This is a genomic window from Streptomyces sp. NPDC093071 (genome assembly GCF_044754545.1).
Classification (GTDB): Bacteria; Actinomycetota; Actinomycetes; order Streptomycetales; family Streptomycetaceae; genus Streptomyces.
The window spans coordinates 85,290-97,869 of sequence record NZ_JBIVPH010000016.1; the positions used below are offsets into that span (position 1 = coordinate 85,290).

Sequence of the window (12,580 nt, forward strand, 5' to 3'; positions counted from 1 at the left end):
ATTCAGGTCCGGACCAGGTTCGGTACGAAAAGACGAGTCCGGGACCTGGACGGACCGGGATATTGCGGTCGGGTGATCGAAGGGTGGAGCGGTCCGGGGTCAGGCGGTCCGGCGCAGCAGCGCCAGGTACATGGCGTCCGTACCGTGCAGATGCGGCCACAGCTGGACGTCGGGGCCGTCGCCGAGCGCGGGGACGCCGGGCAGCAGCGGGCGGGCGTCGATCAGCTCGGCGCCGCCGGTCTTCTTCAGGACGTCGTCGACGACGACCCGGGTCTCGGCCAGGTGCGGCGAGCAGGTCGCGTATCCGACGACGCCGCCGACGCGCACCGCGCCCAGCGCCTCGGTGAGCAGCGCGCGCTGGAGCGGGGCGAAGCCGTCCAGGTCGTCGGGGCGGCGGCGCCAGCGGGCCTCGGGGCGGCGGCGCAGGGCGCCGAGGCCCGAGCAGGGCACGTCCACCAGGACCCGGTCGAAGGAGCCGGGGCGCCACGGCGGGCGGGTGCCGTCGGCGGCGATCACCTGGTACGGGCCGGGGTTGCCGGCGAGGGCGCGCTCGACCAGGCGGGCGCGGTGCGGCTGCTTCTCGGAGGCGAGGAGGGCGGCGCCCCGCTCGGAGGCGAGGGCGGCGAGGAGCGCGGCCTTGCCGCCGGGGCCCGCGCAGCCGTCGAGCCAGCGGGCGTCGGGTCCTTCCAGGGGCGCGTGCGCGAGGGCGAGGGCGACCAGCTGGCTGCCCTCGTCCTGGACCCCGGCCCTGCCCTCCTTGACCGCCTCGATGGCGCCGGGCTCGCCGCCCTCCGCCATCCGCAGGGCGTACGGGGACCAGCGGCCCGGCAGGGTCTCGGTGGCCGCGGCGAGCTCCTCGGTGGTGGAGCGGCCGGGGCGGGCGACGAGGGTGACCTCGGGGCGCTCGTTGTCCGCCTCCAGGAGGTCCTCGATCCCGGCGCGGCCGCCGCCGAGCGAGTCCCAGAGCGCCGAGACGACCCAGCGGGGGTGCGAGTGGACGACGGCGAGGTGGTCCTCGGGGTCCTCGTCGTACGGCGGGGCGACCTGCGCCACCCAGGCGTCCAGGTCCTGCCGGGAGATCTTCCGCAGCACGGCGTTCACGAACTTGGCCCGTCCGTCGCCGAGCACCACCCGGGCCAGCTCGACACTGGCGGAGACGGCGGCGTGGGTGGGGATGCGGGTGCCGAGGAGCTGGTGGGCGCCGAGCGCGAGCACGTCCAGCACGGGCGGGTCGATCTCGCGCAGCGGGCGGTCGGTGCAGGCGGCGATGATCGCGTCGTACGTGCCCTGGCGGCGCAGCGTCCCGTAGACCAGCTCGGTCGCGAGGGCCGCGTCCCGCCCGTCGAAGTCCCCGCCCTCGCGGGCCTTCTTCAGGAGCGGCGGCAGCACCAGGTTCGCGTAGGCGTCCCGCTCGTCGACCGCCCTCAGCGCCTCGAAGGCGAGGATCCGGACGGGATCCTTCTTGGGCTTCCGGTAGGGCTTGGGGGGACGGCGACGTGCCTGCTCGCTCAAAGGTGCTCCGCGTGACGAAATGACGAGGTCGAACGCTCCCAGCGTAGTCCCTCCGCGGGGGCGGGCCCGGAACGGTGCGGCCCCGCCCTCCGGGGCGGGGCCGCTTGCCCGGGACACCGGGAGGGGCCGACCATGCTCGGATGAGACCCGAAGTCAGGACGTTCACGGCCGACGGCCCCCTCCCCGACCAGGACGCCGACGAGGAGGAGATCGCCCGGCGGGTGGAGCAGCTCGAAGCCGTTCCCGCGCCCGTCACCCCCGACGAGGCGCGGGCCCTGGCGGCCTGCTTCGGCCCGGACGACTGCTACGGCGTCGCCTGGTCGCTGCTGCACCTGATCGAGACCGCTCCGGGCCCGGTGCCGCCGGTGACCCGCCCCGGCCCCGGCGCCGACGACTGGCGGCACACGCTCTGGAACCGGTGGGGAGACGGGTCCTAGGAGGCCCCGGCCGGGGTCACGCGCCCAGCCGCTCCCCCGGCGCGATCCGCACCCCGCGCGCCCAGTCGGCGGCCTTCATCGGCTTCTTGCCCTGGGGCTGGACCCAGAGGAGTTCGACGGCGTACGAGCCGGTGCCCGCGTACACGTTGTTCTTGCCGACCGAGAGCTCGCCCGGGGCCAGGTCGGTGCGGTCCGGGAGGGGCGTGACCTGGATCAGCTTGAGGCGCTCGCCCCGGAAGACGGTCCAGGCGCCGGGGGCCGGGGTGCAGCCGCGCACCACCCGGTCCACCCGCAGCGCGGGGGCCGCGAAGTCGACGTGGGCGTCCTCGACCTGGATCTTCGGGGCGAGGGTGACGCCCTCGACGGGCTGCGGGACGGCCTGGAGCGTGCCGTCCTCGATGCCGTCCATGGTCGCGGCGAGCAGTCCGGCGCCCGCGAAGGCGAGCCGGGTGAGCAGGTCGCCGCTGGTGTCGGTCGGGCGGACGTCCTCGGTGACGACGCCGTAGACCGGGCCCGAGTCGAGCCCCTCCTCGATCAGGAAGGTGGAGGCGCCCGTCACCTGGTCGCCCGCCATCAGCGCGTGCTGCACGGGCGCCGCCCCGCGCCAGGCGGGCAGCAGCGAGAAGTGCAGGTTGACCCAGCCCCGGGCCGGGACGTCGAGGGCGACCTTGGGCAGCAGGGCGCCGTACGCGACGACCGGGCAGCAGTCCGGCGCGATCTCCCGCAGCCGGGCGAGGAAGTCCTCGTCGCGGGGCCTGGCCGGCTTGAGGACCTCGATCCCCGCCTCCTCCGCGCGCTGGGCCACCGGGCTGGCGACCAGCCGCCGGCCGCGTCCCGCCGGGGCGTCGGGCCGGGTGACCACGGCGGCCACCTCGTGCCGCCCGGAGGCGATCAGGGCGTCCAGGGCGGGAACGGCGACCTCGGGGGTGCCTGCGAAGACGAGCTTCATGGGGGGGGCGACTGCCTGTCTCTCCGGGGGCGTTGGGGCAGCACACCAGTCTAGGGGGCGGGTCCCGCCCAGTGCGCGGCACGGGGGCGGGAGGGGGCGTACGGAGGGGCGGGCGCTCCGCGCATATGCGTGTACGCCCCCGCAGCGTGACCCAACTCCCGGTGGCGCGTTGGTCAAGAGAGATTGACCTCACCGGGTCGCCGCTCCCCCTCGCGACCCGCTCCCTCATACGCCGGTTCGAGAGGCTTTCACATGGCCGACCACGCAACCCACGACGCCCAAGCCCGGGCGAGTCTGCACCTGCTCGTGCGGGACATCGAGCGGGTCCGGCGGCAGGTGGACGCGCTGCGCACGCTCACGGCCCAGCTGGGCAATGTCTACCGCCCTCGCCGCTCCGGCCCGTCGACGGGCTTCGTCGTCTACGGGCGCGCGCCCGCCCCGACCGTACGCCTCGCCCAGGAGCTGCGGGACAGCGTCGAGACCCTGGTGACCGCCGCGGTCGACTTCGACCGTTCGCTCGGTTTCTCGTGGGACGCGGTGGGTTCCGCGCTCGGAGTCACCAAGCAGGCCGTCCACCGCCGCTACGGCGCCCGCCGGGCGTCCCCCCAGCAGAGCGCCGCCGTGGAGCAGGAGCACGGAGCGGAGCCGGGCGGGATCCGTCCCGTGCCCTCGGTCCCCGCCGCCCGCTCGATGCCGCCGCAGCCCTCGTCGGGCAGCTCGGCCCTCCGCGACGACCCCCGCCCGTCGGCCTTCCCCGCACCCCGGAACGTCTGACGCACGAGACACCACGGCCGCCCGCCCCTCGTGGGACGGGCGGCCGTCTCGCGTCCGTACGGGAGAACCCCGGCACCGGGCGTCAGCCGATGTCCGGCGGGTCCACGCGGACCCGGACCGGGTCCCCGCCGCCGCGCGACAGGCGGGACGCGCGGGCCTGTTTGAGGGCGGCCGCCAGGGCCGCGCCGCTGCCCGGCGGGACCCGGACCAGGGCCCGGTCCCACTGCTCGCCCGGCGGCGGGTCACCGGGCCGGCGGGCGCCGCCGGGGCGCACCACCGGCAGCGGCACCGGGCCGAGGATTTCGGCGTCGGGGGGCAGCACGGCCGCCGTCAGGAAGTCCTCGACGGCCTCCGGCGGGCCGCTCACCGCGGCCATCCGGGAGACCGGCGGGAAGCCCAGCTCGGTGCGCTCGGCCAGCTCGCGCCGGGCGTGCCCGACCGGGTCCCAGCGGACGAGCGCCTGCACCGGCCGCAGCGTCGGCTCGGCCACCACGACGACCGTGCCGCCCTCGGACTGCCCCCGCACCAGGGAGGCCGCGTCGATCCAGCGCCGCAGCGCCTCCTCGCCCGCGCGCAGGTCGGGCCGGCCGAGCATGGCCCAGCCGTCGAGGAGCAGCGCGGCCGCGTAGCCGCCCTCGGCGACGGGCTCGGCGCCCGGGGTGGAGACGACGAGCGCGGGGCGCCCGGGCACGCTGTCCAGGACGTGGTCACGGCCCGAGGTGCGGACCGGGACCGCCGGGAAGGCCCGGCCCAGCTCCTCGGCGGTCCGCCGGGCGCCGACCACCTGGGCCCGCAGCCGGGTCGAGCCGCACTCGACGCAGTGCCAGTCGGGGGCGCCGCGCCCGCACCAGCCGCAGCGCAGCTCCCGCTGCTCGGGGGCCTCCAGGGGCCCGGCGCAGTGCCGGCAGCGGGCGGGCGTCCGGCAGCGCTCGCAGGCCAGCCGGGGCACGTACCCCCGGCGGGGCACCTGGACGAGCACCGGGCCGGTCTTGAGCCCCTCCCGTACGGCCTGCCAGGCGAGCGAGGGGAGCCGGGCGGCGCGCGCGGCCTCGTCCCGGGCGAGTTCGCCGTCGCCGACGGTACGGATCAGGGGCGCGGCCGCGCGGACCCGTTCGCGTCCGGCGGTCAGCGCCCGGGCCCAGCCGGACTCGACGAGCTGGGCGGCCTCGACGGTGCAGCTCGTGCTGCCCAGGAGGAAGGCGCACCGGTCGTGGGCGGCGCGCAGCAGGAGCACCTCGCGGGCGTGGGGCTGCGGGGCGTGCGGTTCGCTGTGGCTGCCGTCGCCGTCGTCCCAGACGACGACCAGGCCCAGGTCCCGTACGGGGGCGAACATCGCCGCCCTGGTGCCGACGACGGCCCGCACCGCACCGCGCCGGACGGCGAGCCAGCGCGCGTACCGCTTCTCGGGGCCCGCCTCGGCGGTGAGCAGCGCGTGCCGCCCCTCCCCCAGGACGGTGGTGAGGGCCGTGTCGACCCGGTCGGCGGCCCGTCCGTCGGGGACGACGACGAGGGCGCCGCGCCCGGAGGCGAGGGTGGCGGCGACGGCGCGGGCGATCTCCTCGGCCCAGTGCGGTCCCGGCAGCGCGTTCCACACGGCCCGGGGCGCCCCGCCGCCCGCCAGGGAGTCCAGGAAGGCGGGCCCCTGCTCGTACCGCGTCCAGCTCCCCGGCGCCGGGGCGGGGGGCGGCGGCAGCGGCTCCGGGGAGGGGCGGCGCTCGGCGGCGGCGCTGCGCGGCGGCACGGCGAGCTGGAGCACGTCGGCGAGGCTGCCCGCGTACCGGTCGGCGACGGCGCGGGCGAGGCCGAAGAGCTCGGGTCCGAGGACGGGTTCGGGGGAGACGACGTCGGCGAGGGCGGCCAGGGGGCCGGAGTAGTCGGAGGTGGCCCGGCGCTCGACGAGGAAGCCGTCGATCAGCCGTCCGCCCTCCCGGCGCCCGTTCTTGACCTGGTGGGCCCCGGCCCCGAACCGGACGCGCACCCGCACCCCGGGCCGGGCGGCCCCGTCCAGCTCCTCGGGGACCGCGTAGTCGAAGAACTGGTCGAGGTGGAGCGCCCCCTTGTTCACGACGACCCGTGCCACGGGCAGCTCCTTGGCGAGCGCGGCCCCCCGCCACGTCCGCGGCTTGGCCCGCGGCACCTTCGCCTTCCGCACGGTCTCCCGAATGAGCGCGAGCTGCTCGGGTTCCTCGGAGGGCTTCTCGTTCTCGCTGCTCACGGCCCCATACCTACCAGACACCACCGACAGTCGGGACGGACCGAAGCCCGGCCCCCCTCACAGGGTGCCGGGCTTCGGTCGCGTGCGTGCGGGGCTCAGAGCCCGGCGGCCTGCTTGAGGGCGTCGACGCGGTCGGTGCGCTCCCAGGTGAAGTCCGGCAGCTCGCGGCCGAAGTGGCCGTAGGCGGCGGTCTGGGAGTAGATCGGGCGGAGCAGGTCGAGGTCGCGGATGATCGCGGCCGGGCGGAGGTCGAAGACCTCGGCGATGGCGTTCTCGATCTTCTCGACGTCGACCGTGTTGGTCCCGAAGGTCTCGACGAAGAGGCCGACGGGCTCGGCCTTGCCGATCGCGTAGGCGACCTGGACCTCGCAGCGCGCGGCGAGGCCGGCGGCGACGACGTTCTTGGCGACCCAGCGCATGGCGTAGGCGGCCGAGCGGTCGACCTTCGACGGGTCCTTGCCCGAGAAGGCGCCACCGCCGTGACGGGCCATGCCGCCGTACGTGTCGATGATGATCTTGCGGCCGGTGAGGCCGGCGTCGCCCATCGGGCCGCCGATCTCGAAGCGGCCGGTCGGGTTCACCAGGAGGCGGTAGCCCTCGGTGTCGAGCTTGATGCCGTCCTCGACGAGCTGCCCCAGCACGTGCTCGACGACGAACTCGCGGATGTCGGGCGCGAGCAGCGACTCCAGGTCGATGTCGGAGGCGTGCTGCGAGGAGACCACGACCGTGTCGAGGCGGACGGCCTTGTCGCCGTCGTACTCGATGGTGACCTGGGTCTTGCCGTCGGGGCGCAGGTACGGGATGGTGCCGTTCTTGCGGACCTCGGTGAGGCGGCGCGAGAGCCGGTGCGCGATGTGGATCGGCAGCGGCATCAGCTCGGGCGTCTCGTCCGACGCGTAGCCGAACATGAGGCCCTGGTCGCCGGCGCCCTGCTTGTCCAGCTCGTCCTCGTCGCCCTCGACGCGCTTCTCGTACGCGGTGTCGACACCCTGGGCGATGTCCGGGGACTGCGACCCGATGGACACCGACACGCCGCAGGAGGCGCCGTCGAAGCCCTTCTTCGAGGAGTCGTAACCGATCTCGAGGATCTTGTTCCGGACGAGGGTGGGGATGTCCGCCCACGCCTTGGTGGTCACCTCGCCGGCGACGTGCACCAGGCCGGTGGTGATCAGCGTCTCGACGGCGACGCGCGAGGTGGGGTCCTCGCGCAGCAGTGCGTCGAGGATGGTGTCGCTGATCTGGTCAGCGATCTTGTCGGGGTGCCCCTCGGTGACGGACTCCGAGGTGAACAGACGACGGGACACAACGCTCCCTGGGGTTGCAGCGGCTGCTGGCTACTCGTGGCTCGGACCGGCAGGGGGCTGCGCCCCGCGACGTTCCACGAACAGTCTATCGGTCGTGGTCGGACAATGGACCAGGTGTCTCGCCTGGCGAATGCCCCCGGGCGGCCGGAACCGGCCGCCGACAAGGGCGGGGCGGCCGCTCCGGTGGGACGCGAATCACTCGCGAGGCGGTGTTTCGCTCCTCCGCCCGGGTGACGGCGTGCCGGGCTGGCCGGACCCGGACATCTCAGTCGGTGGGACGCAGCCGGGGCAGGACCAGGTCCCAGACCGTCTCGGCGAGCGCTTCCTTCGGCCCGTACGGCACGGGGGTCTCGGTGCCGTCCGCCGCGAGCACCACGGCTTCGTTCTCCTCGGAGCCGAAGGTCTTGCGCTCCCCGACCTCGTTGACGACGAGGAGGTCGCAGCCCTTGCGGGCGAGCTTCTCGCGTCCGTTGGCGAGGACGTCGTCGGTCTCGGCGGCGAAGCCGACGACGACCTGGCCGGGCAGGGCCCGGTCGGCGGAGAGCTCGGCGAGGATGTCGGGGTTGCGGACGAGTTCGACGACGGGGGCGCCGTCGTCGCCCTTCTTCTTGATCTTGCCGGGGGCGTAGACGGCGGGGCGGAAGTCGGCGACGGCGGCGGCCATGACCACCGCGTCGGCGTCGGCGACGGCCTTGAGTACGGCCTCGCGGAGCTGGACGGCGGTGCCGACGCGGACGACGTCGACGCCGGCCGGGTCGGGGAGGCCGGTGTTGGCCTCGACGAGGGTGACCCGGGCGCCCCGGGCGGCGGCGGCCCCGGCGAGGGCGTAGCCCTGCTTGCCGGAGGAGCGGTTGCCCAGGTAGCGGACGGGGTCGAGGGGCTCGCGGGTGCCGCCCGCGCTGACCACGACGTGCCGGCCGGCCAGGTCGGGGGCGGTGGCGCCCCGGGCGAGGACGCGGCGGCAGACCTCGAAGATCGCGGCGGGGTCGGGCAGCCGTCCCTTGCCGGTGTCGACGCCGGTGAGGCGGCCGACGGCGGGCTCGATGACGACGGCGCCGCGGCGGCGCAGGGTCGCCACGTTCTCCCGGGTGGCCGGGTGCTCCCACATCTCGGTGTGCATGGCGGGGGCGAAGACGACGGGACAGCGTGCGGTGAGCAGCGTGTTGGTGAGGAGGTCGTCGGCGAGGCCGTGGGCGGCCTTGGCGAGCATGTCGGCGGTGGCGGGGGCGACCACGACGAGGTCGGCGGCCTGGCCGATCCGCACGTGCGGCACCTCGTGGACGGACTCCCACACCTCGGTCGAGACGGGGTTCCCGGAGAGCGCGGACCAGGTGGCCTCGCCGACGAAGTGCAGTGCGGAGTCGGTGGGCACGACCCGGACGTCGTGGCCCGACTCGGTGAGCCGGCGGAGCAGCTCGCACGCCTTGTAGGCGGCGATGCCGCCGGTGACGCCCAGAACGACCTTCGGCTTTGCCACGACTTCCACGACTCCCCGCACTCGGACGCGCACTCGGATGCGTACGACTCCATGAGACACCACAGGCCCGGCGGATGTTCCGCCGGGCCTGTGGTGACAGATATGACAAACGCCGTGCGTTTACTGCGCCGGACCCTCGATGGCCTCGGACGTCAGCAGGCCCGCGTTGATCTCGCGCAGCGCGATCGAGAGCGGCTTCTCGTGGACGTGGGTGTCGACGAGCGGACCCACGTACTCCAGCAGGCCCTCGCCGAGCTGGGAGTAGTACGCGTTGATCTGACGCGCGCGCTTGGCCGCGTAGATCACGAGGCTGTACTTCGAGTCGGTGGCCTCGAGCAGCTCGTCGATCGGCGGGTTGATGATGCCCTCGGGCGCGGTGATGGAAGAGGACACGCTCTACCTTCCGAAGATGGAAAAAAGATCAGACACACTGTAGGGGCCTGGGGATCATTCCCCAGAAGACAGCAGCATCAACGTTAGCAGCTCGCGCGCCACGTCCTCGACGGAGGTGTTGACGAGCGTGGTGTCGAACTCGGACTCGGCGGCCAGCTCGACCTTCGCGGCGTCGAGGCGGCGCTCGATGACCTCGGGGGACTCGGTGCCGCGGCCGGTGAGGCGGCGGACCAGCTCCTCCCAGCTCGGCGGGGCCAGGAAGACCAGCTGGGACTCCGGCATGGAGTCCTTCACCTGACGGGCGCCTTGGAGGTCGATCTCCAGGAGGACGGGCTCGCCGGCGTCCAGGCGGTCGAGGACCGCGCCGCGCGGGGTGCCGTAGCGGTTGCCCGCGAACTCGGCCCATTCGAGGAGCTCGCCGTTGGCGATCAGCTTGTCGAACTCGTCGTCCGTCACGAAGAAGTAGTGGACGCCGTGCTTCTCGCCGGGGCGGGGCTTCCGCGTCGTCGCCGACACCGAGAGCCAGACCTCGGGGTGGACCTTGCGCATATGCGCGACGACCGTGCTCTTGCCGACCCCTGAGGGGCCGGAGAGCACGGTCAGCCGCGGACGTACCTCTGCTGCCATGCAGCGATTATTCCAGTGGTTCACCCCTGCTTGCGCAGGGAGGACGCCTCATGCCGGGAATGTCCCGAAAGGTCAGGCGCCGGTGGAGCCGAACTCGCGCTCCAGGGAGGCGATCTGGTTGGAGCCGAGACCGCGCACCCGGCGACTCTCGGAGATGCCGAGCCGCTCCATGATCTGCTTGGCACGGACCTTGCCCACGCCCGGCAGGGACTCAAGGAGCGCGGAGACCTTCATCTTGCCGATGACGTCGTTCTCCTGGCCGGTCTTGATGACGTCGTGGAGGGATGCGCCGGAGTGCTTGAGTCGATTCTTGACCTCGGCCCGCTCCCGGCGAGCCGCGGCGGCCTTCTCGAGCGCGGCTGCGCGCTGTTCAGGGGTAAGGGGCGGAAGAGCCACGCCTACGTCACCTCGGATGTCGATCTGTCGGATACGGACCGGTGAGGAACCTAGTCGCCCCGCACCAGTGGAGCAACGATCAACGGAGTGGCCGCTGAACGCCTGCTCTGCCCCGGAGACTAGCGGCCGAGGCCGCTCCAGTCAGCGAGAACAGCGGAAAAGTCCTGGTCAGCATCGACCGACCAGGACTTTCCCGACATAAAGACCGGGTTTTGGGCCAAGTTTTCGTCAAGTGGTGAGACGACCGGCCGAGGTGGGCCGCCGAACCGGGCCCGATCCGCTCCGACCTGCGGATTGGTCCCGGCGGGGATCAGGCGCCGACGGCCGCGCGGATCTCGTCCGCGTAGCGGAGCGCCGAGTCCCGCAGGGCGGTGGCGTCCGGGCCGTGCCGCAGGACGCCCCGGCTGACGTTCGGGACGACGTTGCGGACCGCCGCGCCGAAGACGGCGGGGAGGTCGGCGGGGGTCGCGCCCTGGGCGCCGATGCCGGGGGCGAGGAGCGGGCCGTTGACGTCCAGGTCGAAGGAGGAGAGGTCGCCGAGGGTGGCGCCGACGACCGCGCCGAAGGAGCCCATCGGGGTCTCCCCCGCGTTCTCCTCGGCCAGGTGGGCGAGCATCGTCGCGCCGATCGTCCTCCCGTCCTCGCGGACGGCCCGCTGGACCTCGGAGCCCTCCGGGTTGGAGGTGAGGGCCAGGACGAAGAGTCCGGCGCCGGACTCCCGGGCCAGGTCGACGGCCGGCTTCAGGGAGCCGTAGCCGAGGTACGGGGAGACCGTGAGCGCGTCGGAGAAGAGCGGGGAGTCCTTGCGCAGGAAGGCCTCGGCGTAGGCGGCCATGGTGGAGCCGATGTCGCCGCGCTTGGCGTCCATCACGACCAGGCCGCCCGCCGCGCGCAGGTCGGAGACGGCGCGCTCCAGGACGGCGACGCCGCGCGAGCCGAACCGCTCGAAGAAGGCGGACTGGGGCTTGAAGACGGCCACGGTGCCGGCGAGGGCCTCGACGACGGTGAAGGTGAAGCGCTCCAGACCGGCGATGTCGTCCGTGAGGCCCCAGGAGTCGAGCAGGGCGGCGTGCGGGTCGATGCCGACGCAGAGCGGGCCGCGCTCGTCCATGGCGGCGCGCAGGCGGGATCCGAAGGAGAGCGTCACGGGGTGGCCTTTCGGTTGTCGGCGCCGACGGCCTCGGCGAGGGTGGCGTACGGGGAGGCCGCGAGGCGCGCGGCGAGGCCCTTGTGGATCGCGCGGGCGTAGAACGGCCCCTCGTAGACGAAGGCGCTGTAGCCCTGGACGAGGGTGGCGCCGGCGAGGATGCGCCGCCAGGCGTCCTCGGCGTTCTCGATGCCGCCGACGCCGACGAGGACCAGGCGGTCGCCCACGCGCGCGTGGAGGCGGCGCAGGACCTCCAGGGAGCGCTGCTTGACCGGGCGTCCGGACAGGCCGCCGGTCTCCTTGACCAGCTCGGGCGCGGACTTCAGGCCGAGGCCCTCGCGGGCGATGGTGGTGTTGGTGGCGATGATGCCGTCGAGGCCCAGCTCCAGGGCGAGGTCGGCGACCGCGTCCACGTCCTCGTCGGCCAGGTCGGGGGCGATCTTGACCAGGAGCGGGACCCGGCGGTCGGTGACCGTGCGGTCGGCGGCCTCCCGCACGGCCGTCAGGAGCGGGCGCAGGGACTCGGTGGCCTGGAGGTTGCGCAGGCCCGGGGTGTTCGGGGAGGAGACGTTGACGACGAGATAGTCGGCGTACGCGGCGAGGCGCTCGGTGGACTTCACGTAGTCGGCGGCGGCCTCGGCCTCGGGGACGACCTTGGTCTTGCCGATGTTGACGCCCACGACCGTCCTGAACACCGGTACGCGCGCGTGAAGGCGGGCGGCGACGGCGGCGGAGCCCTCGTTGTTGAAGCCCATGCGGTTGATCAGGGCGCGGTCCGGGACCAGCCGGAAGAGGCGCTTCTTGGGGTTGCCGGGCTGGGCCTCGCCGGTGACGGTGCCGATCTCGACGTGGTCGAAGCCGAGCATGGCCATGCCGTCGATGGCGACGGCGTTCTTGTCGAAGCCGGCGGCGAGGCCGAAGGGGCCGTGCATCCGCAGGCCGAGGGCCTCGGTGCGCAGCTCCTCGTAGCGGGGGGCGAGGGCAGCGGCGGCGAAGGTGCGGAGCACCGGGACGCGGGCGGCCAGGCGGATCCAGCGGAAGGCCAGGTAGTGGGCCTTCTCGGGGTCCATCCGCTTGAAGACCAGGTGGAAGAACAGCTTGTACATCGTCCGAAATATCCCTTGTTCGGTCATGAAGAGGGGGACACCGCGCTGTGGCCGGTGTCCCCCTTCTCCGTACGGGCTGCTAGTCGCGGGCCGCGACGAGGTGCTCGGCGTGCTCCTGGAGGGAGCGGACGCCGACGCCGCCGTGGTTGAGCGCGTCGATGCCCTGGACGGCTGCGGCGAGGGCCTGGACGGTGGTCAGGCACGGGACGCCGCGGGCGACGGCGGCGGTACGGATCTCGTAGC

12 protein-coding genes are annotated in these 12,580 nt (G+C 73.9%); 2 read left to right on the forward strand and 10 right to left on the reverse strand.

Features of this window, described 5'->3' with window-relative positions; all coding sequences use genetic code 11:
- Nucleotides 1-99: 99 nt before the first annotated feature.
- A complete protein-coding gene (locus tag ACIQD7_RS33570; RefSeq protein WP_402447002.1) occupies nucleotides 100-1,512 on the reverse strand; it encodes an RsmB/NOP family class I SAM-dependent RNA methyltransferase in 1,413 nt (470 codons plus the stop codon).
- 140 nt (nucleotides 1,513-1,652) lie between these two features.
- Here ACIQD7_RS33570 and ACIQD7_RS33575 point away from each other — a divergent pair, with 140 nt between their 5' ends.
- Nucleotides 1,653-1,949 carry a hypothetical protein gene (locus ACIQD7_RS33575; RefSeq protein ID WP_402447005.1) on the forward strand — a complete coding sequence of 99 codons (297 nt, stop codon included), beginning with the start codon at nucleotides 1,653-1,655 and terminating at the stop codon, nucleotides 1,947-1,949.
- A gap of 16 nt (nucleotides 1,950-1,965) precedes the next feature.
- Here ACIQD7_RS33575 and fmt read toward each other — a convergent pair whose 3' ends face one another.
- Entirely contained in the window at nucleotides 1,966-2,898 is a 933-nt protein-coding gene (gene fmt, locus ACIQD7_RS33580; RefSeq protein WP_121828855.1) for a methionyl-tRNA formyltransferase, read from the reverse strand.
- A 252-nt stretch (nucleotides 2,899-3,150) separates the two neighbouring features.
- Between fmt and ACIQD7_RS33585 the strand changes: the two genes are divergently transcribed.
- A complete protein-coding gene (locus ACIQD7_RS33585) occupies nucleotides 3,151-3,672 on the forward strand; it encodes a hypothetical protein (protein ID WP_121828856.1) in 522 nt (173 codons plus the stop codon).
- Nucleotides 3,673-3,754: 82 nt separating this feature from the next.
- On the opposite strand, the gene ACIQD7_RS33590 is transcribed toward ACIQD7_RS33585, so the two are convergent.
- From ACIQD7_RS33590 to ACIQD7_RS33625, 8 genes are all read right to left on the reverse strand, one after another.
- Nucleotides 3,755-5,887, reverse strand: coding sequence for a primosomal protein N' (locus ACIQD7_RS33590; protein ID WP_402447008.1), 2,133 nt, complete (start codon nucleotides 5,885-5,887; stop codon nucleotides 3,755-3,757).
- A gap of 95 nt (nucleotides 5,888-5,982) precedes the next feature.
- The gene (gene metK, locus ACIQD7_RS33595; protein ID WP_121828858.1) at nucleotides 5,983-7,191 is read right to left on the reverse strand and encodes a methionine adenosyltransferase; all 1,209 of its coding nucleotides are present in this window, start codon (nucleotides 7,189-7,191) and stop codon (nucleotides 5,983-5,985) included.
- 265 nt (nucleotides 7,192-7,456) lie between these two features.
- Nucleotides 7,457-8,668: a bifunctional phosphopantothenoylcysteine decarboxylase/phosphopantothenate--cysteine ligase CoaBC gene (coaBC, locus tag ACIQD7_RS33600; protein ID WP_121828859.1), complete on the reverse strand. Its 1,212-nt coding sequence runs from the start codon at nucleotides 8,666-8,668 to the stop codon at nucleotides 7,457-7,459.
- 120 nt (nucleotides 8,669-8,788) lie between these two features.
- Entirely contained in the window at nucleotides 8,789-9,061 is a 273-nt protein-coding gene (rpoZ, locus tag ACIQD7_RS33605) for a DNA-directed RNA polymerase subunit omega (protein ID WP_005319902.1), read from the reverse strand.
- A 54-nt stretch (nucleotides 9,062-9,115) separates the two neighbouring features.
- Nucleotides 9,116-9,688 (reverse strand): guanylate kinase, encoded by a 573-nt coding sequence (gene gmk / locus ACIQD7_RS33610; RefSeq protein ID WP_351973339.1) that lies wholly within the window; start codon nucleotides 9,686-9,688, stop codon nucleotides 9,116-9,118.
- 72 nt (nucleotides 9,689-9,760) lie between these two features.
- On the reverse strand, nucleotides 9,761-10,084 hold the full coding sequence (locus ACIQD7_RS33615; protein ID WP_121828861.1) for an integration host factor: 324 nt from the start codon (nucleotides 10,082-10,084) through the stop codon (nucleotides 9,761-9,763).
- A gap of 310 nt (nucleotides 10,085-10,394) precedes the next feature.
- On the reverse strand, nucleotides 10,395-11,231 hold the full coding sequence (pyrF, locus tag ACIQD7_RS33620; protein WP_383416912.1) for an orotidine-5'-phosphate decarboxylase: 837 nt from the start codon (nucleotides 11,229-11,231) through the stop codon (nucleotides 10,395-10,397).
- Nucleotides 11,228-12,337 (reverse strand): quinone-dependent dihydroorotate dehydrogenase, encoded by a 1,110-nt coding sequence (locus ACIQD7_RS33625; protein WP_402447013.1) that lies wholly within the window; start codon nucleotides 12,335-12,337, stop codon nucleotides 11,228-11,230. Before ACIQD7_RS33625 ends, pyrF begins: the two co-directional genes overlap by 4 nt.
- Between the last annotated feature and the right edge of the window lie 243 nt (nucleotides 12,338-12,580).

Excerpts from the sequence above, each read along its gene's own strand:
- ACIQD7_RS33575 (WP_402447005.1), top strand. The coding sequence starts at position 1,653 with ATGAGACCCGAAGTCAGGACGTTCACGGCCGACGGCCCCCTCCCCGAC.
- fmt (WP_121828855.1), bottom strand. The coding sequence starts at position 2,898 with ATGAAGCTCGTCTTCGCAGGCACCCCCGAGGTCGCCGTTCCCGCCCTG.
- ACIQD7_RS33585 (WP_121828856.1), top strand. The coding sequence starts at position 3,151 with ATGGCCGACCACGCAACCCACGACGCCCAAGCCCGGGCGAGTCTGCAC.
- gmk (WP_351973339.1), bottom strand. The coding sequence starts at position 9,688 with ATGGCAGCAGAGGTACGTCCGCGGCTGACCGTGCTCTCCGGCCCCTCA.
- ACIQD7_RS33625 (WP_402447013.1), bottom strand. The coding sequence starts at position 12,337 with ATGTACAAGCTGTTCTTCCACCTGGTCTTCAAGCGGATGGACCCCGAG.